Annotated in this window: 18 protein-coding genes and 2 tRNA genes; 16 read left to right on the top strand and 4 right to left on the bottom strand. The window is 60.4% G+C overall.

All coding sequences use genetic code 11. From position 1 onward, the window contains the following. Nucleotides 1-16: 16 nt before the first annotated feature. Nucleotides 17-871, top strand: coding sequence for a flagellar motor stator protein MotA (gene motA, locus ACZ5WQ_RS09430; RefSeq protein WP_228245187.1), 855 nt, complete (start codon nucleotides 17-19; stop codon nucleotides 869-871). A gap of 3 nt (nucleotides 872-874) precedes the next feature. Next, nucleotides 875-1,933, top strand: a complete 1,059-nt coding sequence (motB, locus tag ACZ5WQ_RS09425; RefSeq protein ID WP_464382224.1) for a flagellar motor protein MotB — start codon at nucleotides 875-877, stop codon at nucleotides 1,931-1,933. A 6-nt stretch (nucleotides 1,934-1,939) separates the two neighbouring features. Here motB and rsgA read toward each other — a convergent pair whose 3' ends face one another. Beyond that, nucleotides 1,940-2,962: a small ribosomal subunit biogenesis GTPase RsgA gene (gene rsgA / locus ACZ5WQ_RS09420; RefSeq protein WP_228245189.1), complete on the bottom strand. Its 1,023-nt coding sequence runs from the start codon at nucleotides 2,960-2,962 to the stop codon at nucleotides 1,940-1,942. A 99-nt stretch (nucleotides 2,963-3,061) separates the two neighbouring features. On the opposite strand from rsgA, the gene orn reads away from it, so the two are divergent. Beyond that, nucleotides 3,062-3,604: an oligoribonuclease gene (gene orn, locus ACZ5WQ_RS09415; RefSeq protein ID WP_228245190.1), complete on the top strand. Its 543-nt coding sequence runs from the start codon at nucleotides 3,062-3,064 to the stop codon at nucleotides 3,602-3,604. 3 nt (nucleotides 3,605-3,607) lie between these two features. Here the strand turns inward: orn and queG are convergent, their stop codons facing one another. Further along, a complete protein-coding gene (gene queG / locus ACZ5WQ_RS09410; protein WP_464382223.1) occupies nucleotides 3,608-4,669 on the bottom strand; it encodes a tRNA epoxyqueuosine(34) reductase QueG in 1,062 nt (353 codons plus the stop codon). Nucleotides 4,670-4,738: 69 nt separating this feature from the next. Between queG and ACZ5WQ_RS09405 the strand changes: the two genes are divergently transcribed. The 12 genes from ACZ5WQ_RS09405 to ACZ5WQ_RS09350 all read left to right on the top strand — a co-directional run bounded on the left by ACZ5WQ_RS09405 (nucleotide 4,739) and on the right by ACZ5WQ_RS09350 (nucleotide 17,858). Beyond that, the gene (locus tag ACZ5WQ_RS09405; RefSeq protein ID WP_464382222.1) at nucleotides 4,739-6,241 is read left to right on the top strand and encodes an NAD(P)H-hydrate dehydratase; all 1,503 of its coding nucleotides are present in this window, start codon (nucleotides 4,739-4,741) and stop codon (nucleotides 6,239-6,241) included. Continuing rightward, nucleotides 6,238-6,711 (top strand): tRNA (adenosine(37)-N6)-threonylcarbamoyltransferase complex ATPase subunit type 1 TsaE, encoded by a 474-nt coding sequence (gene tsaE / locus ACZ5WQ_RS09400; RefSeq protein WP_464382221.1) that lies wholly within the window; start codon nucleotides 6,238-6,240, stop codon nucleotides 6,709-6,711. The genes ACZ5WQ_RS09405 and tsaE overlap by 4 nt, the downstream gene beginning before the upstream one ends. A 10-nt stretch (nucleotides 6,712-6,721) precedes the next feature. Next, nucleotides 6,722-8,134, top strand: a complete 1,413-nt coding sequence (locus ACZ5WQ_RS09395) for an N-acetylmuramoyl-L-alanine amidase (protein WP_228245198.1) — start codon at nucleotides 6,722-6,724, stop codon at nucleotides 8,132-8,134. A gap of 1 nt (nucleotide 8,135) precedes the next feature. Next, nucleotides 8,136-10,007 carry a DNA mismatch repair endonuclease MutL gene (mutL, locus tag ACZ5WQ_RS09390; protein ID WP_464382220.1) on the top strand — a complete coding sequence of 624 codons (1,872 nt, stop codon included), beginning with the start codon at nucleotides 8,136-8,138 and terminating at the stop codon, nucleotides 10,005-10,007. 32 nt (nucleotides 10,008-10,039) lie between these two features. Further along, the gene (miaA, locus tag ACZ5WQ_RS09385) at nucleotides 10,040-11,002 is read left to right on the top strand and encodes a tRNA (adenosine(37)-N6)-dimethylallyltransferase MiaA (protein ID WP_464382219.1); all 963 of its coding nucleotides are present in this window, start codon (nucleotides 10,040-10,042) and stop codon (nucleotides 11,000-11,002) included. A 133-nt stretch (nucleotides 11,003-11,135) separates the two neighbouring features. Beyond that, the gene (gene hfq / locus ACZ5WQ_RS09380; protein ID WP_088273441.1) at nucleotides 11,136-11,390 is read left to right on the top strand and encodes an RNA chaperone Hfq; all 255 of its coding nucleotides are present in this window, start codon (nucleotides 11,136-11,138) and stop codon (nucleotides 11,388-11,390) included. A 17-nt stretch (nucleotides 11,391-11,407) separates the two neighbouring features. Beyond that, on the top strand, nucleotides 11,408-12,709 hold the full coding sequence (hflX, locus tag ACZ5WQ_RS09375) for a ribosome rescue GTPase HflX (RefSeq protein WP_228245201.1): 1,302 nt from the start codon (nucleotides 11,408-11,410) through the stop codon (nucleotides 12,707-12,709). Nucleotides 12,710-12,814: 105 nt separating this feature from the next. After that, complete coding sequence (gene hflK, locus ACZ5WQ_RS09370) at nucleotides 12,815-14,014, top strand: FtsH protease activity modulator HflK (protein WP_228245202.1); 1,200 nt, start codon at nucleotides 12,815-12,817, stop codon at nucleotides 14,012-14,014. Further along, nucleotides 14,014-14,889 (top strand): protease modulator HflC, encoded by an 876-nt coding sequence (gene hflC / locus ACZ5WQ_RS09365; protein ID WP_269686896.1) that lies wholly within the window; start codon nucleotides 14,014-14,016, stop codon nucleotides 14,887-14,889. The genes hflK and hflC overlap by 1 nt, the downstream gene beginning before the upstream one ends. 191 nt (nucleotides 14,890-15,080) lie before the next feature. After that, nucleotides 15,081-15,275, top strand: a complete 195-nt coding sequence (locus ACZ5WQ_RS09360; protein WP_088273909.1) for a DUF2065 domain-containing protein — start codon at nucleotides 15,081-15,083, stop codon at nucleotides 15,273-15,275. Nucleotides 15,276-15,329: 54 nt separating this feature from the next. After that, nucleotides 15,330-16,520 (top strand): ATP phosphoribosyltransferase regulatory subunit, encoded by a 1,191-nt coding sequence (locus ACZ5WQ_RS09355; RefSeq protein WP_228245204.1) that lies wholly within the window; start codon nucleotides 15,330-15,332, stop codon nucleotides 16,518-16,520. Between the two features lie 48 nt (nucleotides 16,521-16,568). Further along, the gene (locus ACZ5WQ_RS09350; RefSeq protein ID WP_088273446.1) at nucleotides 16,569-17,858 is read left to right on the top strand and encodes an adenylosuccinate synthase; all 1,290 of its coding nucleotides are present in this window, start codon (nucleotides 16,569-16,571) and stop codon (nucleotides 17,856-17,858) included. A gap of 166 nt (nucleotides 17,859-18,024) precedes the next feature. On the opposite strand, the gene ACZ5WQ_RS09345 is transcribed toward ACZ5WQ_RS09350, so the two are convergent. Together ACZ5WQ_RS09345 and ACZ5WQ_RS09340 are read right to left on the bottom strand one after the other, a co-directional pair. Further along, nucleotides 18,025-18,111 (bottom strand) — tRNA-Leu (locus ACZ5WQ_RS09345). Nucleotides 18,112-18,159: 48 nt separating this feature from the next. Continuing rightward, a tRNA-Leu gene (locus tag ACZ5WQ_RS09340) sits at nucleotides 18,160-18,246 on the bottom strand. A 238-nt stretch (nucleotides 18,247-18,484) separates the two neighbouring features. Here ACZ5WQ_RS09340 and rnr point away from each other — a divergent pair. Continuing rightward, entirely contained in the window at nucleotides 18,485-21,007 is a 2,523-nt protein-coding gene (gene rnr, locus ACZ5WQ_RS09335; protein ID WP_464382218.1) for a ribonuclease R, read from the top strand. Nucleotides 21,008-21,017: the final 10 nt, after the last annotated feature.

The following is a 21,017-nucleotide window of genomic DNA, read 5'->3' as shown; positions in this document are numbered from 1 at the left end:
TGGATACCTCGAATATATGTTGAAAATTGGTGGTTTCGTTGTCGTCATCGTCAGTGTGCTGGGGGGGTTCCTGCTGTCCGGCGGGCATATCGCCGCACTCTGGCATCCCTTTGAAATCCTCATCATCGGTGGCGCCGCATTGGGGGCCTTTCTGGTAGCCAACAGCATTGCGGTGGTGAAAAAGTGCCTTGGCGCGGCGCCGGCCATCATTTTCGGGCACCGCTTTTCCAAGCCGTTTTATCTGGATGTGCTGGGTCTGCTGTACGAGGTGCTGAACAAGAGCCGGCGCGAGGGCATGATGGCCATCGAGCAGGATATCGAGGAACCGAACGAGAGCCCGATCTTCAGCAAGTATCCAGCCATTCTCAAAGATCGGATGATGACCGAGTTCATCTGCGACTATCTGCGCATTATGTCCACCGGCAATATGGCTCCGCATGAGCTGGAAGCGCTGTTTGACGTGGAGATTTCCGCGATTTCCGAAGAACTTCAGGAGCCGTCGCATGCGGTGACCCGTGTAGCCGATGCCCTGCCCGGGTTCGGTATCGTTGCTGCTGTCCTCGGTATCGTTATCACCATGAGCATCCTGGGGGATGCGGACAAGGCCGAGATCGGCGAGAAAGTGGCCACCGCGCTGGTGGGTACCTTCCTTGGTATTCTGGCTGCCTATGGTTTTGTTGGCCCCTTCGCCACGGCCATGGGGCATACGGCCCACGAAGAGGCCAACACCTACGAGGCGATCAAAATGACGCTGGTTGCCAGTGCCCAGGGCTTGCCGCCGGCCCTGGCTGTCGAGTTCGGGCGCAAGTCGCTGCTGCCGGAGCATCGACCCAGCTTCACCGAGCTGGAAGATTCGGTGAAGGGACGCTAAGCGGTGGATAACAATCAACCCATTATCGTCAAGCGGGTGACCCGCAAGGAAGCCGGTCATCATGGCGGATCATGGAAGATCGCCTTCGCCGACTTTGCCGTAGCGATGATGGCGTTTTTCCTTGTCATGTGGCTGGTGACCGTCGCGACTCCGGAGCAGTTGCGCAATATTTCCGGTTACTTCAACGATCCTGTCGGCTTCAGCGAGGGCGGCAGTCCTTTTGCCATTGATCTTGGCGGCTCCCCTGCGGTGGCGCCGGAGCGGACCCTTAACAAGACCGAAGACCCCGAGGATCAGCAACTGATTGACGAAGATTCTGCCCGGCAGTTGGCCGATCAGATCGAGCGCCAGGATATGGAGGCGCTGCTGCAGGAGCTGCAGAATCAGATCGACAATGAACCTGTGTTGCAGCGCTTCAAGGATCAGATTCTGATCGAGATTACCCAGGATGGTCTGCGCATTCAGATCGTTGATGCCGAGAATCGGCCCATGTTCTCCAGTGGCAGCGCCCAGTTACAGCCGTATTTTGAGGACATTCTGCTCTCGCTCAGCGATACCATTGCCAAGGTGAACAAGAAGATCAGTATCAGTGGGCATACGGATGCGCAGCCCTTTGTCGGTCGCCGTGGTTACGGCAACTGGGAGCTGTCCAGCGAGCGCGCCAATGCGGCACGCCGCACCCTGCTCGCGGCGGGCTATCCCGAACAGCAGGTCGCGCGAGTAGTCGGTTACGCGGATTCGGCGCTGTTCGACCGTGATGATCCTCTGAGTCCGACCAATCGGCGCATTGATATCGTGGTGCTTAACCGGCATGCCGAAGAGCAGATGCTTGAGGGTGTCGAGGCGGCCGGGGCGCAGGTGCCGGACGAGCCGGTTGTGCCTGAGTCTGAATCTGAGCAGTCCGAGCCTGAGCCTGCAGAGCCGGCTGTCGAACTCCCGGTTGAGCCTGAAGAGCCGCAAGAGGCTGCGCCGGTTGATCAACCGGCTTCAACCGAGCCTGCTCGCGAACGACGTCTAAACCTGTTCGATAACGCCGAGCCGATCAGGCGTCTGCAGCAGTGAGGCGGCTCAGCCGGTAAGGGTCGAGAGGATGTGGCGATAGCTGCTCATGCGAATGGGCGATATCGCTCCGGCCTCAACCGCCTGAAGCAGGGCGCAACCAGGTTCGTGCAGATGCTGACAGTCGCGGAAACGGCAGTGGCCCAGAAACGGGCGGAACTCGATAAAGCCCTCCAGCAGTTCGTCGTGCGAAATATGCGTCAGGCCGAATTCGCGAATACCGGGCGAGTCGATCAGGTCGCCGCCCGCCGGGAAATGAAAGAGCCGGGCCGTTGTTGTGGTATGAGTGCCTTTACCGGTGCTTTCGGAAAGGGCACCGACGCGTAGATCCTGGCCCGGCAGCAGCGCGTTGATCAGGGATGACTTGCCGACCCCCGATTGCCCGACAAAGACACTGGTGTGGTCTTTCAGCTCGGCGCGCAGCGTGTCCAGACCATCCCCCTCGTCGGCGGACAGCAACAGGGTGTGATATCCCAGCTGACTGTAGTCATCCAGCCACTGCAGCAACTCGGGATCGGGGCTGTTTTTCAGCAGATCCGACTTGTTCATTACCAGCAGCGGCTCGATGCCGGCCTGCTCGGCGGCAACCAGATAGCGGTCGATCAGGTTGGTGTAGGGCGTCGGCAGGGGAGCGAAGACGATAATCAGGCGGTCGACATTGGCGGCAACCGGCTTCAGCTGGCCGCGTTGATCGGGGCGGCAGAGTTCGGTCTGGCGCTCCTGCTGCGCGACGATAACCCCGCCTTGCTGGTTGTCTGGCCGCCAGATAATACGGTCGCCAGTGACCAGTGCCGGCAGGTTGGCGCGTCGGTAGCAGCGTCGAATCTGGCCGGCCAGCTCGCCGCTGGTGGCTTCGACGTCAACCTGAACGCCAAAATGCGCTATTACCAGGCCGGACTGCTCGGGGCCAAGGTCGCCACCGACCAGGCTTTCCTCAGCACGTTCGGCGCGACGTTCGGCGCGAGCTGCGCGCTCGTCCTGGATTTTCTGGATGCGCCAGTTCTGGCGGCGGGTAAGATTTCGTTTGGCCATGGGCTCTGCGTCTGAATAATCGGCGGCAGTTTAGCACGCTGCAGTTATACTGCAGCCATCGCGCGTTTAGCGCGCCTTTACGCCTAGCCAGGAGCTCCCATGCAACACCCTGACAACCTGATCTGGATCGATCTTGAAATGACCGGCCTTGATCCGGACAACGACGTCATCATCGAGATTGCGACCATTGTCACTGACCCGCAGTTGAATGTGCTGGCCGAAGGGCCGTCGCTGGCGATCAAACAGCCCGATGCATTGCTCGATGGTATGGATGAATGGAATACCCGGCAGCATGGTCAATCCGGGCTGACCCGCCGGGTGCGTGAAAGCACTATCAGTCCGGCTGATGCCGAGCGGCAGACAATCGACTTTCTGTCCGCCTGGGTTCCGGCGGGCAAGTCTCCGATGTGCGGCAACAGCATTTGCCAGGACCGGCGCTTTCTCTATCGGGGTATGCCAGAGCTGGAGAAATACTTCCACTACCGCAACCTGGATGTCTCGACCCTGAAAGAGTTGGCGGCGCGCTGGGCGCCCGAGGTGAAGAACGGCTTCAAGAAGCAGAGCAGTCACCTGGCGCTGGACGACATTCGTGATTCGATCGCCGAGCTGAAACACTACCGCGAGCACTTCATCAAGTTTTGATAGTCAGCTTGCGCCGTGCTGTTCAAGCGCCCAGCGAACATGCTCACGAACCAGCTCTGAGGTATCGGCGCGCCGTCGTTTAAGGGCTTCGACGATCGGGATGCTGGTGGTGGCGTTGCCCAGCCCTACGGCGAGATTGCGCAGCCAGCGTTCATGGCCGATACGGCGTATCGGCGACCCCTCGGTACGTTGCAGAAATGTCGCCTCGTCCCAACTGAACAGCTCGACCAGGTCCGCCTGATCGAGCTGGTGGCGCGGGCTGAAGTCAGGCTCCCCGGTTGGCTTGGCAAACCGGTTCCATGGGCACACCAGTTGGCAGTCGTCGCAGCCAAATACCCGATTGCCCATGGCTGCTCGCAGGTTTTCGGGGATCGCGCCCTTGAGTTCAATAGTCAGATACGAAATGCAGCGCCGGGCATCCAGCACGTGCGGGCCGACAAAGGCGTCGGTCGGGCAGCGCTCCAGGCAGGCCGTACATTTGCCGCAGTGTTCGGTTTGCTGGGGCGAGTCAGTCGGCAGTGGCAGATCGGTGTACAGCTCGCCGAGGAAGAAGTAACTGCCGGCCTTGCGGTTTATCAGCATGGTGTTCTTGCCGATCCAGCCGAGCCCTGAACGGCTGGCCAGTGCGCGTTCCATCACCGGGGCGCTGTCGACGAATGCCCGGTAGCCAAACGGGCCTATCAGTTCCTGTATGCGGTCGGCCAGTTGCTGAAGGCGACGCCGGATCAGTTTGTGGTAGTCGCGGCCCAGCGCATAGCGTGAAATGTAGGCAGTGTCCGGGCTGGCCAGGCGCCTGGCCATGGCTGCGTCGGCAGGCAGATAGTCCATGCGCACGGAGATAACCCGTTGCGTGCCGGGCACCAGCTCCGGCGGCCGCGTGCGTTTGCTGCCGTGGCTGGCCATCCATTCCATCTCGCCCTGATAGCCGGCATCAAGCCAGCGTTGCAGCCACTGTTCATGCTCGCCAATATCAGGCGCGCTGATGCCCAGCTGCTGGAACCCCAGATCCTGCGCGAAGACGCGAATCTGCTCAGCAAGTGCCTGGTAGTCTGGTTGGTCGGACATGATGATGTTGGGGCTGGCTGTCTGGAATCTCGTATAATTGTGCCAGACAACCCCTGCAGGAGCCTATCAATGTCCGACCCGATGCCAGCGTGGGTGCATTCCCGGCAACAGACGCGCCAGCTTGATGCCGCCCTTATCGCCTCTGGTATTCCCGGGATCGATCTGATGCAACGCGCCGCGATGGCGGCATGGCAGGCGGTGTTTGCACGCTGGCCTGATGCAGGCTGCATCACTTTGTTGTGTGGCTCCGGCAATAATGCCGGCGATGGCTATCTGATTGCCCGTCTGGCGTTGCTGGCGGGATGGCGGGTGCAGGTGTGGGCCGTGTCGGCACCGGAGCGGTTGGTTGGAGATGCTGCACTTGCCTGGCAGCAGGCGCGGGACGCCGGCGTGCCGATAGCTAACTGGTTTTCCGGCGCGACACTGGACGGTGTATTGGTTGACGCGCTGCTGGGCACCGGGCTGACCGGCAGTGTGCGCGCGCCCTTCGCCGAGGCCATCGCAGCGATTAACGGCGCCCGCTGCCCGGTATTGTCTGTGGATGTACCCAGCGGACTCGACGCCGATCGGGGCGTTGCGCTGGGTGTGGCAGTGAAGGCCGATGTCACGGTTACCTTTATTGCCTTAAAGCTCGGTCTGCTGACCTCACGGGGGCCCGACCTGTGCGGCGAGCTGGTGTATGCGGCATTGGCTGATCCGCTGCCGAGTAACGTGCCGGCCGCGTTGGAGCTGCTGCAATGGTCGCGTTGGCAGGGCTGTCTCCCTGCGCGCATGAAATCTGCCCACAAGGGGCGTTTCGGCCACCTGCTGCTGGTTGGTGGTGGGCCCGGAATGGGTGGGGCCATCATGCTGGCGGCGGAAGCCGCGTTGTGCAGCGGAGCCGGCAAGGTCAGCGTGGCCACCTCTGCCGAGCACGTGGCACCCTTGCTGGCGCGCTGTCCTGAGGTAATGGTGCGCGCGGTTGCTGATGCCGAGGCGTTGGCGCCCTTGCTGGCAACGGCCGATGCGCTGGTGCTGGGTCCGGGGCTTGGGCGCAGTCCCTGGGCTGAACAGATGATCTCGGCGTGCCTGGATGCCGCGTTGCCGCGGGTGCTGGATGCGGATGCGCTGAACTTGCTGGCCTGCCAGTCCGCCATGCCCGAACTGGGTGCCGATACCGTGATCACTCCCCATCCGGCGGAGGCTGCCCGGTTACTGTGGTGTTCAACGGCCGAGGTGCAGGATGATCGTTTGGCTGCGTTGCAGCAGCTGATCGAACCTCTGGGCTGTCACGCGGTTCTAAAGGGGGTCGGTTCCCTGGTTGGCAGTCCCGCCCGCTTTGAAATGTTGCCGGCGGTCTGTGCCGCGGGTAATCCGGGGATGGCGGTAGGCGGCATGGGTGACGTGCTGTCCGGTTTGTTGGGTGCGCTGCTCGCGCAGCGCGTTCCCGCGGGGCAGGCGGCACGGTATGCTGTGCTGGTTCATGCCCTGGCCGGCGATCTGTTGGCTGGGGAGTTGGGGGAGGTCGGCATGCGTGCCGGCGAAATGATGCCTGCCATGCGCAGGGTTTTGAATCGGCGGGGCGTTGAATGAAGCTGGAGCTGCATGCGGTGGGGGAAGATGCCATGACAGCGCTTGGCGGCGACATTGCCAGGGCGCTGGAAGGGCGGGGGATCGTCTATCTGGAGGGTGACCTCGGGATGGGCAAGACCACGCTGAGTCGCGGCATCATCCGGGCTCTGGGCCAGCAAGGGCCGGTCAAGAGTCCTACCTACACGCTGGTCGAACCCTACGAGCTGGGTGAGGTGAACGTCTATCACTTCGACCTTTATCGCCTGGCGAATCCGGAGGAGCTGGAGTTCCTTGGTGTTCGTGACTACTTTGACGGTGAGAACCTGTGTCTGATCGAGTGGCCGGCGAAGGGGCGGGGGGTTTTGCCAACAGCCGACCTGACGATTACCATTGGCGCCGAGGGTGAGGGGCGTCGTCTGACGCTCGTTGGGCAAACCACCCACGGTGAACTGACGTGTCGACGGATGCAACAGATGCGGAGTGAAGGCTAGCGTGGCGCGCATGAACGCAAGGAAAGGCAGCCGGTTGGTTGCGGGTGGGGTGCTGTTGCTCCTTGGCCTGCTGTCAGGCTTTGTGCAGGCTGCCGATATCAAGAGCGTTCGCCTCTGGCGCGCGCCGGATAATACGCGTCTGGTATTTGATCTCAGTGGTCCGGCTGAACATACCCTGTTTACCCTGTCCAATCCCGAGCGGATTGTCATCGATATCAGTAATGCCCGTCTGATGGCTGATACCAGCGCGCTGGCGCTGGAAAATACGCCGCTTCGTGGCTTGCGCGCTGCACCCCGCGATGGTGACGGCCTGCGTGTGGTGCTGGATCTGTCCGAGCAAGTCAATCCCAAGAGTTTTGTGCTGCCGCCCAACCAGCAGTACGGTGATCGTCTGGTTGTTGACCTCTTTGATAACGGTCGCCCGACTGCTTCCCTGCCGCAACCGGCGGCGCCATCGGCATCTCCCCTGCCGCAGACACCGACCCGCTCTGCGGCCGAAGCGGGCAATCGCGATATCGTGATTGCAATTGATGCCGGTCATGGGGGGGAAGATCCCGGAGCCATCGGGCACGGTGGGGCTCGTGAGAAAGAGGTCGTGCTTGCTATCGCACGCGATCTCAAGCGCCTGATTGATGCAGAGCCGGGGTTCCGCGGGGAGCTGGTGCGTACCGGCGACTACTTTATTCCGCTGCGTCGACGCACGGAGATCGCTCGCCAGCACAACGCCGACCTGTTTGTCTCGATTCACGCGGATGCCTTCACTCGCGCCAGTGCCAATGGCGCCTCCGTATTCGCCCTGTCTGACCGGGGTGCGACGTCGGAGACGGCGCGTCTGCTGGCAGATCGGGAGAACCGCTCCGATTTGATCGGCGGCGTGGGTGGCGTCAGTCTCGACAACAAGGATCAGGTGCTGGCCAGCGTCCTGCTGGATCTGTCCATGACTGCCACCCTGTCTGCCAGTCTGGATGTGGGGCAACAGGTGCTGTCCTCGGTTGGTCAGGTCAATCGTCTGCACAAGCCAAGGGTGGAGCAGGCCGGGTTCATGGTGCTCAAGTCGCCGGACATCCCGTCGATTTTGGTGGAGACCGGCTTTATCTCCAATCCCGGCGAGGCGCGCAAGCTGGTTACCCGCAGCCATCAGCAGGCCATGGCCCGGGCCATTTATACTGGCGTTAGAGGCTATTTCCATCGCAATCCTCCACCAGGTACGCGTATCGCCGCGCTGAAGGCGGGCGGGCAGCTGGCACAAGGGCCCAGGCAGCATACCGTCCGCCGTGGCGACAGCCTGTCTATGATCGCGAACATCTATCAAGTCTCGCTGGCGAGCCTGCGCGCGGCCAATGATCTTTCTACCGACCAGATCCGGGTTGGCCAGGTGCTGAATGTGCCGGCCAGCAGCATGCTGGTCCAAAACGAACGCTGATATGTCCCGAATTCAATTGTTGAGCCCGCGTCTGGCCAACCAGATCGCGGCTGGTGAGGTCGTTGAGCGTCCGGCATCGGTTATCAAGGAGTTGCTTGAAAACAGCCTGGATGCCGGTGCAAGGCGCATCGACATCGATGTTGAACAAGCTGGCGTCAAGCTGCTTCGTGTGCGTGATGATGGCTCCGGGATCGAGCAGGATGATTTGCCGCTGGCGCTGTCTCGCCATGCAACCAGCAAGATTCGTGATCTGGACGATCTGGAAAGAGTCGCCACGCTTGGCTTTCGGGGTGAGGCACTGGCATCGGTCAGCTCGGTATCGCGTCTGACGCTGACGTCCTGTCCCGAAGGCGGCGATCAGGCCTGGCAGGTCGAGACCGAGGGGCGTGACATGGCCCCGAACATCCGACCTGCCGCGCATCCGCAGGGTACGACTGTCGAGGTGCGGGACCTATTTTTCAATACGCCGGCCCGGCGCAAGTTTCTGCGTACCGAAAAGACCGAGTTTGCTCACCTGGAAGAGGTGGTCAAACGACTGGCATTGTCGCGTTTCGATGTGGGTTTCAATCTGCGGCATAACGGCCGTCCGGTGTTCAGCTTGCCGCCGGCACGTACCGAACAGGAGGCGCGTCGCCGCGTGGCCACGGTGTGTGGTCCGGCGTTCGTTGAACAGTCGCGCTTCATCGATCATGAGCGCAGCGGCTTGCGGCTGTGGGGATGGGTGGGCTTGCCGACGTTCTCGCGCAGCCAGGCCGATCTGCAGTATTTCTTTGTTAACGGCAGAATGATTCGCGACAAGCTGGTGGTGCACGCGGTACGCCAGGCTTACCGCGATGTGCTGTTCAACGGGCGGCATCCAACCTTCGTGCTGTTTATGGAGCTGGACCCTGCTGTGGTCGATGTAAATGTGCATCCGACCAAGCATGAGGTTCGCTTCCGGGACGGCCGGATGGTGCATGATTTTCTGTTCAGCACTCTGTACCGGGCGTTGGCTGATCAGCGTCCCGGCGATCAGTCGGCAGGGGAAGAGGGCGAGGGAGGCGGCGCTCCGGCGTTGCATCCGGTGCAGGCGCAGCCTGCCGTCAGTGGCATTGATGCGGGCGTATTTTCAGGGCAGCAGCGAATGGCGCTGAACGAACCGCCCGCCCGCTGGGAAGCTGGAACCATGCCGTTGCCCGGTCAGCAGGTGCAGTCAAGGCCTCCGGCCGGTACCGGCGCAGCCTACGCCGGTCTGTACGGGGCACCAGCGGCTGACGCAGGCCTGCCCGATAGCGGCAAGGACGAAGCCATTCCGCCGCTGGGTTATGCGGTCGCACAACTTCATGGGGTGTACATCCTTTCCGAAAATGCGGCCGGTCTGGTTGTCGTGGATATGCATGCTGCCCACGAACGCATTACCTACGAGCGGCTGAAGCTGGCGATGGATCAGGAGGGGCTGCGCAGTCAGCCGCTGCTGGTCCCGGAAACCCTTGCGGTGAGTCAGCGGGAAGCTGATTGCGCGGATGAACATGCGGACTGGTTTGCGCGGCTGGGCATGTCGTTGCAGCGAATGGGGCCCGAATCGCTGGCCATCCGCGAGGTGCCAGCCCTGTTGCGGCAGGCGGATGCCGAGCAGCTGGTCCGTGATGTGCTGAGTGATTTGCTGGAATACGGCACCAGTGATCGTATTCAGGCGCATCTCAACGAGCTGCTGGCGACCATGGCCTGCCATGGTGCCGTGCGCGCCAACCGGCGTCTTACACTGGCGGAAATGAACGGATTGCTGCGGGATATGGAGCAGACCGAGCGCAGCGGGCAGTGCAACCACGGACGCCCGACCTGGACGCAGCTCAGCATGGCTGAGCTGGACAAGCTGTTCCTGCGGGGGCGCTGAGTATGAGCGTGCCAGACAGCGACGCATCGGCCATGCGTCCGCCGGTCATTTGTCTGATGGGGCCAACCGCCTCGGGCAAGACCGAACTTGCCATGCATCTTTACGACCGGTTTCCGTGTGAGCTGGTCAGCGTTGACTCGGTGCTGGTCTACCGTGGGATGGATATCGGTGCGGCCAAGCCTGATGCTCAGACGCTGCAGCGTTATCCGCACCATTTGATCGATATTCTTGACCCGGCCGAGGCCTATTCTGCCGCGCGCTTTCGGGATGATGCGCTGGCGTTGATGCGCGATATTACGGCGCGGGGCAAGGTGCCGCTGCTGGTGGGCGGGACCATGCTGTATTTCAAGGCATTGACCGACGGCCTGGCAACAATGCCTTCGGCCGATCCGGTGATACGGGCCAGGATCGAACGCATGGCGCTGGAGGGTGGCTGGGAGACGGTGCACGCTGCGCTGGCCGAGGTCGATCCCGAAGCTGGAGCACGCATTCATCCGAACGATCCGCAGCGGATTCAGCGGGCGTATGAGGTATTTCTCAGCAGTGGTATTACACTGAGTCAATGGCACCGTCGCCAGCATGCAGAAAAAGCCTCGGGGCAGGCGCCGGAGAGCGGTGTTTTACCTTATACTGTGCGCTATCTGGCGGTCGCACCGCAGGAGCGTTCGGTGCTGCATCAACGAATTGCCGAACGTTTTTCGCTGATGTTGCAACAAGGGCTGCTTTCCGAGGTCGAAGCGTTGCATGCGAGAGGGGATCTGGATGTCGGTATGCCCTCAATCCGTGCGGTTGGCTATCGGCAGGTCTGGGATTATCTGGAAGGGCGGCTTGATTACGAGCAAATGCGTGAGCGCGGCATTATTGCGACGCGGCAATTGGCCAAGCGGCAGTTTACCTGGTTGCGCGGTTGGCATACTTCAATCGAGTGGCTCGACAGTCTCGATCCGAAAAGGTTTGAGCGGGCCTTGAAAGTGCTGGATACCGTCGCAATATAGGCGTGACGTTTCTGCCAGTTCCCTGTCTGTTCGCGGTACATGCCTGCTCGTCTTTTGGATAATGGACAGGCCGGCCAAATTGCATTGTTATGATGCGTAAAAATTATACGGTTTCCATGAAAGGAGTGAGGCAATGTCAAAAGGGCATTCTCTACAAGACCCTTACCTGAACGTTCTGCGCAAGGAACGTGTTCCGGTATCCATTTATCTGGTTAACGGCATCAAGCTGCAGGGTCAGATCGAATCTTTCGACCAGTTTGTCATTCTGCTGAAGAATACTGTCAGTCAGATGGTTTACAAACACGCCATTTCTACCGTCGTTCCGGGTCGCCCGGTACGTCTGCCGACCCAGCCCGGTGCTGACGACGCTGAGGTTGGCAATCCCTGATGATGCAGGAGGCCTGATTGTTTTTTGAGCGTCATGAAGGGGGTGAACGTGCCATCCTCGTTCACCTTGAGGGCGTTGATGAACAGCGTCGTGAAGACCCGCATGAATTCATCGAGCTGGTGCGTTCGGCCGGGGCTGAAAATGCAGGCTTCCTTACCATCACGCGTCACAAGCCCACGCCGCGATTCCTGATCGGACCTGGCAAGGTCGAGGAATTGCGGGCGCTGGTCAAGGCCAGTGAAGGCGAAGTGGTGATCTTCAATCACACACTGACACCGAGTCAGGAGCGAAACCTCGAGCGTGAGCTTGAGTGTCGTGTGCTTGACCGTACCGGCCTGATTCTCGATATCTTTGCCCAGCGTGCCCGGACCCACGAGGGCAAGCTGCAGGTGGAGCTGGCCCAGCTTGATCACCTGAGTACCCGCCTGGTTCGCGGCTGGACCCACCTTGAGCGCCAGAAAGGCGGTATTGGTCTGCGCGGGCCGGGGGAAACCCAGCTTGAAACCGACCGCCGCCTGCTGCGTGTGCGGATCAAGCAGATCAACAAGCGCCTGGAGAAGGTGCGCAGCCAGCGCGATCAGGCCCGTCGAGCTCGTCAGCGTGCAGAGATTCCGGTGGTGTCGCTGGTGGGCTATACCAACGCCGGCAAGTCAACGCTGTTCAACGCCCTCACTACCGCTACCGTCTATGCGGCTGATCAGCTGTTCGCTACCCTGGATCCGACACTTCGACGCATTGAGCTTGACGACGTCGGGCCGGTCATTCTCGCCGATACGGTGGGTTTTATCCGCCATTTGCCGCACAAGCTGGTTGAGGCTTTCCGCGCGACACTTGAAGAGTCAAGCCAGGCCGATCTGCTGCTGCATGTGATTGATGCGGCGGACGAGGAGCGCGAGTCCAACATGGAGCAGGTGCTCGCGGTGTTGGGGGAGATCGGTGCGCTCGAGTTGCCCATGCTGGAGGTCTATAACAAGATCGACCTGCTGGATGACTTCGAGCCGCAGATTCAGCGTAACGAGGACGGTGTCGCGGTACGCGTCTGGATCTCAGCGCAGAAGGGGCTTGGGCTGGAGCTGCTGCAGCAGGCAATCGCCGAGCGGGTGGGTGATGAGGTGGTGCACGCGCAGATTGTGCTTGAGCATGCCGAGGCGAGACTGCGTGCCCAGTTCTATGCTGTGGGGGCGGTGCTGAGCGAGCAGGTCGGCGACGACGGACGCCAGCAGTTGAATGTGCGCCTGCAGCGCAGTGATTTCAATCGGCTGCTCAAACGTGAAGGCTGGTTGCCCGAGCAGTTTCTGCAGCAACATACTTTGCAATGAAAGTGCGAGGGCGCGGTTCGCGTCCGTCGCGCCCTTTACGGTAGGATGTCACCCGGTTACGGGGCAACTCCCTGACCTTGAACGTTACAGACAACGGAGAACGCTATGGCCTGGAATGAGCCTGGTGGCGGCAATAATTCAAACGACCAGGACCCTTGGGGTAGCGGCGGCAATCGCGGCGGTAATCGCGGCGGCAAGCAAGGTCCGCCGGATCTGGACGAGGCGCTGCGCAAGTTGCAGGACAGCCTGAATAATCTGTTTGGCTCGGGCAAGCGCAGTGGTAATGGCGGGTCTGACCGCGGTAACGGCAGTGGTGCTGGTGTTCCCGGCTGGATCTGGGGGCTGGCGCTGGTTGTGGTGCTGGGTTTCTGGGCGTTCAAGGCTGTGTATATGGTCAATGAGCAGGAGCAGGCCGTGATTCTGCGCTTCGGTGAGTATCACCGGACCGTCGGCCCTGGTCTGCACCTGTATTTCCCGCCAGTGGAAAGCAAGTTTCAGCGCAATGTCACCCAGGTGCGTTCCTATCGCCAGAAGGGGCAGATGCTGACCGAGGACGAGAATATCGTTGAGGTGCCGGTCGCAATTCAGTACCGCATTTCCAATCTGGAAAACTTCGTGCTCAAGGTGGAAGACCCGGAAACCAGTCTGCGCCACGCTACCGAGAGCGCCGTGCGTCATGTGGTGGGTTCCACGCCGATGCACCAGGTGTTGACCGAGGGTCGTGAGCAGATGGCGGTAGAGGTGACCGAGCGGCTTCAGCGTTATCTTGATGCCTACAACACCGGTATTACCGTCACTCAGGTAAATATCGAGAATGCCCAGGCACCGGCCGAGGTGCAGGATGCTTTCGACGACGTGATTCGTGCCAAGGAAGACGAGGTGCGTGCTCGCAACCAGGCTGAAGCCTATGCCAATGGCGTTATCCCGGAGGCCCGTGGTCGCGCCCAGCGCATGCTCGAGGAAGCCAGCGGTTACCACGATGAGGTGATCGCGAGGGCAGAGGGTGAAGCTCAGCGCTTTGATCTGTTGCTGGAGCAGTATCAGGCTGCGCCGGGCGTGTTGCGCGAGCGTCTCTATCTGGACGCCATGCAGGATGTGTTGAGCAACACCAGCAAGGTCTTGATCGCGGGTGGCGAGGGCAGTAACAACCTGCTTTACCTGCCGCTGGACAAGATGATCGGCCAAGGTGGTTCGACATCATCTGCTACCGGTGCTTCCAGTCTGCCGTCGATGTCGCAGGGCGACGCTTCGACACGCTCAACTACATCGCAGCAGCGCGATCTGCGTTCCAGGGAGTCTCGCTGATGAGTAACAAGTCTCTGATGGGTTTGATTGGTCTGCTGGCGGTAGTGATCGTCGGCTGGAACAGCTTCTTCGTGGTCAACCAGACCGAGCGCGCCATCGTGCTGCAGTTTGGTAAGGTTGTGCAGAGCGATGTAGCGCCTGGACTCCACTTCAAGCTGCCGTTCGTGCAGGAGGCGCAGATTTTTGATGGTCGCCTGCTCACCCTCGATACCGCCACCCAGCGTTACCTGACGTTGGAGAAGAAGGCATTGATGGTGGACTCCTATGCCAAGTGGCGCGTTGCGGATGTTCAGCGTTTCTACACTGCTACATCCGGCCTGCGTGCAATCGCGGAGGAGCGTTTGTCGCGTCAGCTCGAATCCGGTCTGCGTAACGAGGTGGCTCGCCGCACGTTGCATGAAGTGGTTTCGGGTGAGCGGGACCAGTTGATGGCTGACATCACCGCTACCCTCGACGAGAATGCTCGCCGCGAGCTGGGTATCGAGGTTGTGGATGTTCGGGTCAAGGCCATTGATCTGCCTGCTGAGGTCAACCGCAGCGTCTTTGATCGCATGAGTACCGAGCGTGAGCGTGAAGCGCGCGAGCATCGAGCCAAGGGCGCGGAACTGGCAGAGGGTATTCGTGCAGATGCGGATCGTCAGCAGCGCGTAATTTTGGCTGAAGCCTTCCGTGAGTCCGAAAAGATTCGTGGTGATGGTGATGCCAAGGCCGCAGCCATCTATGCCGAGGCGTATAACAAGGATCCTGAGTTCTACTCCTTCACGCGTAGCCTGCAGGCCTATCGTGAGAGTTTCGCGGAGCGGTCCGACATGCTGGTGCTGGATCCGGAAAGCGAGTTCTTCAGATACATGCAGGGCAATCAGGCCAATCCCTGACAGGCTGACTAGAGCCATGAAACGGGTCACCCGACAGGTGGCCCGTTTTGCTGTCGGCGTAACGTTAAATTGGCTGAATGCCCGGGTGTCTGCTGCGTAAAACGTGTTACACTTGCGCAGCCGGGAAATCCCGGCTTTTTTGTGACCGCTCCACGCCTATGGCTGGCGGGTCGGCGCTGGAAGAGGCTCGCATGTGGCAGGATTTTCTTACCGCGCTGTGCCTGGTGCTGGTACTCGAGGGTATCCTGCCCTTTCTGGTGCCTGAGCGCTGGCAACGAATGATGAGTGGTATCGGCGACCTGAGTCCGCGTCAGGTTCGGCTGGCAGCGCTTGCCAGTATGGTGCTCGGTACCCTGTGTCTGTATCTGGTTCGCCAGGTGGCGTGATGTGGGCAGGGCTATAGTCCTCCCCCTCGTCACCCTGTATGAAAGGTTCTGAAAATGCCTACTGTAGATCGCTGGTTGCTGCCCGATGGCATCGACGAGGTGCTGCCCCGCGAGGCGGTGCGTATCGAGTCAGCCCGTCGGCAGTTGCTGGATCTGTTCTCCCGCTGGGGCTATGACCTGGTCATCACCCCGCATATCGAATACCTCGAATCCCTGCTGACTGGTGCCGGTCACGATCTTGAACTGCAGACGTTCAAGATGATCGACCAGATGTCCGGGCGCATGCTCGGCTTGCGGGCGGATATTACCCCTCAGGTAGCGCGCATCGATGCGCACACGCTGGGGGCGGAAGGGCCTTCCCGTCTCTGTTACTGCGGTAGCGTACTGCATACCCTGCCACGACCGCTGTCTACCTCTCGCAGCCTGATTCAGCTGGGTGCGGAATTGTACGGGGACGCGTCGAGTGCCAGTGACATCGAAGTCATTTCCCTGATGCTTGAGACCATGGCGGTCTGTCGGGTAAAGGGTGTTCACCTGGACCTCGGGCATGTCGGTATCTATCGTGGTCTGGTGCAGGCTGCAAATCTGGACGAGGCTACCGAGCAGGCACTGTTTGATGCGCTGCAGCGCAAGGCGCCCGATGAGGTGGCAGCTCTGGTCGGAGGTCTGCCGCAGGCGTCTATCGGGGCCATGCTGTGCAGTCTGGTTGAGTTGTCCGGTGGGGTCGAGGTGCTTGACCGGGCTCATGCGTTGCTCGATGGGGCGCCCGAGTCGGTCATGGCTGCGCTGGATGATCTGGCCGAGGTTGCCCAGGTACTGACGCGTCGGTATCCGGATGTGCCGCTGTATTTCGACCTGGGTGAGTTGCGTGGCTATCATTACCACACCGGGGTGGTGTTTGCAGCGTTTGTACCAGGTATCGGTCAGAGTGTGGCTCAGGGTGGTCGTTACGACGATATCGGTCGCGACTTCGGTCGTGCCCGTCCGGCCACCGGCTTCTCCACTGATCTGCGTTTTCTGGTCCAGCGCGGCGAACTGCCTGATGCCGGCGTCCCTGCTTCAATTTGGGCGCCGCACAGCGCTGAGGCGGATTTGCAGGATGTGGTTGCCGGGCTGCGGGCTCAGGGTGAGCGCGTAATAGTGGCGCTGCCCGGGCAAGGGGATGCCGAGGCTGCGCAGCATGGCTGTAGCCGGCGGCTTGCCTATTCGGGCGGTGGTTGGCAGGTAGTCGAACTGAATTCGTGATTACAAGGCCGAAAGGTCATTTTATTTCTAGTGAGGCATGGGCTGAACATGGGTAAGAATGTTGTCATCCTGGGGACCCAGTGGGGCGATGAAGGCAAGGGCAAGATCGTCGACCTGCTGACCGATCAGGTGTCTGCAGTAGTGCGTTATCAGGGCGGGCATAACGCCGGTCACACGCTGGTAATCGATGGTGAGAAAACCGTACTGCACCTGATTCCTTCCGGGATTCTGCGTGACAACGTCCAGTGCTTTATCGGTAACGGCGTTGTGCTGTCGCCCGAAGCGCTGCTCAAGGAGCTGACCGAGCTTGAGGCCAAGGGTGTGCCGGTTCGCGAACGTTTGCGCATCAGCCCGGCCTGTCCGCTGATCCTGCCTTATCACGTAGCCCTGGATCAGGCGCGCGAGAAGGCTCGCGGCGAAGCCAAGATCGGTACTACCGGTCGCGGTATCGGGCCGGCCTACGAGGACAAGGTGTCGCGTCGCGGCCTGCGCGTGGCGGATCTGTTCCACCGCGAGCGTTTCGCTGCCAAGCTGGGTGAGGTGCTCGACTATCACAACTTCGCGCTGCAGCATTACTACAAGGTTGATCCGATCGATTTCCAGAAAACGCTGGATGAGGCGATGGGCTATGCCGAGTGGCTGGCGCCGTTGATGACCGATGTAACCTCGCGCCTGCACGAACTGCGTCGCGAAGGTGCGAATATCATGTTCGAGGGTGCTCAGGGTTCGCTGCTGGATATCGATCACGGCACCTATCCCTTCGTTACCAGCTCCAACACTACGGCTGGTGGTACTGCGACCGGTTCCGGTTTTGGTCCGCTGTATCTGGATTATGTGCTGGGTATCACCAAGGCCTACACCACGCGCGTGGGCTCCGGTCCGTTCCCGACCGAACTGTTTGACGATGTGGGTAGCCGGCTTGCCGAGCGGGGTCACGAGTTTGGTTCGACAACCGGTCGTGCTCGCCGTTGTGGCTGGTTCGATGCAGTCATCCTGCGCCGCGCCATCGAGATCAACAGTATCAGTGGCCTCTGCCTGACCAAGCTGGACGTGCTGGACGGTCTGGATGTGATTCGTATCTGTGTTGGCTATCGCAATGCAGCCGGTGATGTGCTTGAGGCGCCGACCGATGCAGACAGCTACATTGGTCTGGAGCCGGTTTACGAGGATATGCCGGGCTGGCAGGAGTCTACTCTGGGCATCAAGACCATTGAGGGGCTGCCGGCTGCCGCGCGTGCGTATATCGCCCGCATCGAAGAGTTGGTTGGTGCGCCGATCGATATTATTTCGACCGGCCCTGATCGCAACGAAACAGTGATTCTGCGTCAGGTATTCTGACGCGGTTATTGGTTCGGTGCTGAAAAGGCGTCCTGCGGGGCGCCTTTTTTGTTTTGGGTGCCTGGCGGTCTGCGCAAGAGGGTGGCGGTGTTGCGTGTTGTCTGCGGGGGGAGGGGATTTGCAGGCATAAAAAAACCGAGCGCAAGGCTCGGTTCTTTTATGAAATTGGTGCCCAGGAGAAGACTCGAACTTCCACGGCCGTGAGGCCACTAGCACCTGAAGCTAGCGTGTCTACCAATTTCACCACCTGGGCGATTTACTAATGTTGAAAATCCGGAGAAGATAATCCGATTTTCGAAATTGGTGCCCAGGAGAAGACTCGAACTTCCACGGCCGTAAGGCCACTAGCACCTGAAGCTAGCGTGTCTACCAATTTCACCACCTGGGCATGTCATGCGGACCTGCTATGCTGAACCGAAGTTCGTTGCAGTAGCTGTTTCCTGCTGACGGCGCGAATCTTAGATAGTCCCGGCGCACTTGTAAACCCCTGGCACGGAAAAATTATTTTTTTAAACAGGTGCATGCAGGCTTCATTTTCGGTTCAATAGGGCCCTATGACGAAAAAGACGAAATCCCCCGGTTCGACCTCTCGGTCGACCACCTCAAACGCTTCCCCCGATCTCGATTTGACCAAGGACTGGAGTCATCTCGACCCGGAAGCTCGGCGCGAAGCCGAAAAGTACGATAACCCCATTCCGAGCCGCGAACTGATCCTGCATCTGCTGGAGTCCCGTGGCGCGCCTGCGACCCGTGCGCAGCTGCAGCAGGAGTTCGGCCTGTCCGATGAAGACAGTATCGAGGCGCTGCGCCGCCGTCTGCGCGCCATGGAGCGCGACGGGCAGGTAATCTATACCCGTCGCGGCGCCTATGCCCCAGTCGACAAGCTGGATCTGATTCCCGGACGTATCCAGGGGCATCGTGATGGCTTCGGTTTCCTGATTCCCGACGACAGCAGCGGTGATATTTTTCTCGGCCCGTCGCAAATGCGCCTGGTCTTCGACGGTGATCGCGCGTTGGTGCGCATCACTGGGGTCGACCGGCGCGGGCGCAACGAAGGTGCGGTAGTCGAAGTGATCTCCCGCGCGCACGAAATTCTGGTTGGCCGGTACTACGAGGAAGACGGCATAGGCTATGTCGTCGCCGATAACGCCCGTATCAATCAGGACGTGCTGATTGCTCCCACCGCCAAGGGCGGTGTAAAGCATGGTCAATATGCCGAGGTACGCATCACCCACTGGCCGACCCCGAGTCGTCAGGCCCAGGGTGAGGTCATTGAGGTGGTGGGCGACTATATGGCGCCCGGGATGGAAATTGAAGTTGCGCTGCGCAGTTACGATATCCCCAGCGAGTGGCCCGAGGCGGTGTTGAAAGAGGCCGCTCTGCTGAAAGATCATGTGGTCGAAAAGGACAAGCAGAAGCGGGTTGATCTGCGCCATCTGCCGCTGGTCACCATTGACGGCGAAGATGCGCGTGACTTTGACGATGCGATTTACTGTGAGCCGCATAAGGCCAGCGGCTGGCGTCTGTTCTCGGGTGGCTGGAAGCTCTATGTTGCCATTGCGGATGTCTCGCACTACGTGCCGCTGGGCTCGGCGCTGGATGAAGAGGCCGAACTGCGAGGTACCTCGGTCTACTTCCCCAGTCAGGTCATTCCGATGCTGCCTGAGGAGTTGTCCAACGGGCTGTGCTCGTTGAATCCGCATGTTGATCGCCTTGCCATGGTCTGCGAAATGACCGTGTCGAAGAGTGGCGAGCTGACTGACTTCGAGTTCTACGAGGCGGTTATCCACTCGCATGCGCGCCTGACCTATAACAAGGTCTCCAGCATGCTTGAACATCCGCGCAGTCGTGAAGGCAAGGCGCTGCGTGACGAGTATTCCGAGGTGGTTGCCCATCTGGAAAACCTGTATGAGCTCTACAAGGCCCTGGCCAAGGCGCGCCAGGGGCGAGGGGCGATCGATTTCGAAACGACCGAAACGCGTATGGTGTTTGGAGATGATCGCAAGATCGTCGAGATTCTGCCGACAACGCGCAATGATGCGCATAAGATTGTCGAGGAATGCATGCTGTGCGCCAACGTGGCGACTGCGCGCTTCCTTCAGGAGCTTGAGCTGCCGGGGTTGTATCGTGTGCATGACAGTCCGCAGGCGGAAAAAATCGAGCGTTTGCGCGAGTTTCTCAACTCGCTCGGCCTGAGTCTGACCCGCAAGAAGGGTGATCCGACGCCGGAAGACTATGCAGCAGTGCTCGCGCGCGTCCAGGGTCGTCCCGATGCCCAGTTGATTCAAACGGTGATGCTGCGCTCGCTCAGCCAGGCAGTGTACAGCCCGGACAATGCCGGGCACTTTGGTCTCAACTACGAGGCCTATACCCATTTCACCTCGCCCATTCGTCGCTATCCGGACCTGTTGGTGCATCGCGCCATTCGCAGTGTCATCCGCTCGCGTCGTAATACCTCTCTGGTACGTCGCGCCGGCGCCGGCGTGATTCCGAAGGCGAAAATCTATCCCTATGACCATCAGCGTCTGGTCGAGCTGGGCGAGCAGTGTTCCCAGAATGAGCGGCGTGCCGACGAGGCGACTCGGGATGTGGTGAGCTGGCTCAAGTGCGAGTTCATGCAGGATCGCGTCGGCGACAGTTTTGATGGCTTGGTTACTGCGGTCACCAGCTTTGGGTTGTTCGTCGAGCTCACAGATATTTATGTGGAAGGGTTGCTGCACATTACGGCATTGCCTGCCGACTACTACGAATTTGATGCGGTGCATCACTCGCTGATCGGCGAGCGTTCCGGTCGCCGCTTCCGTTTGGGCGACTCGGTACGGGTTCAGGTGGCCAGAGTTGATCTTGATGATCGCAAGATCGACTTCGAGATGGCGGCAGATACGCCACAGGCCCCTGTGGAACGTCAGGTATCGGCCAGTCGCGCCATGCGTGAAAAGCTGCTCGCTGATGCCCGTCGTGCCGCCGGAGAGGTGCCGCCGCGTGGCAATGCGCCGCGCAAGGGGCGCTCCGACGCCAGCACCGGCAAGCCGGGAGGGGGCGCGCGTAGCAAGACTGCTCGGCCCGCAAAGGCGCCTGCTGGTGGCAAGGCGGATGGCAAGGGGGCGGCGCCGACAAGTCGCGGCCCGCGAAAGCGCAAGGCGCGATAGGGTGAGTGCA

Source organism: Halopseudomonas sp. T1L2, from assembly GCF_055397385.1.
The sequence above is the reverse complement of the archived record's forward strand: the minus strand, read 5'-3'. Positions and strand labels throughout refer to the sequence as shown.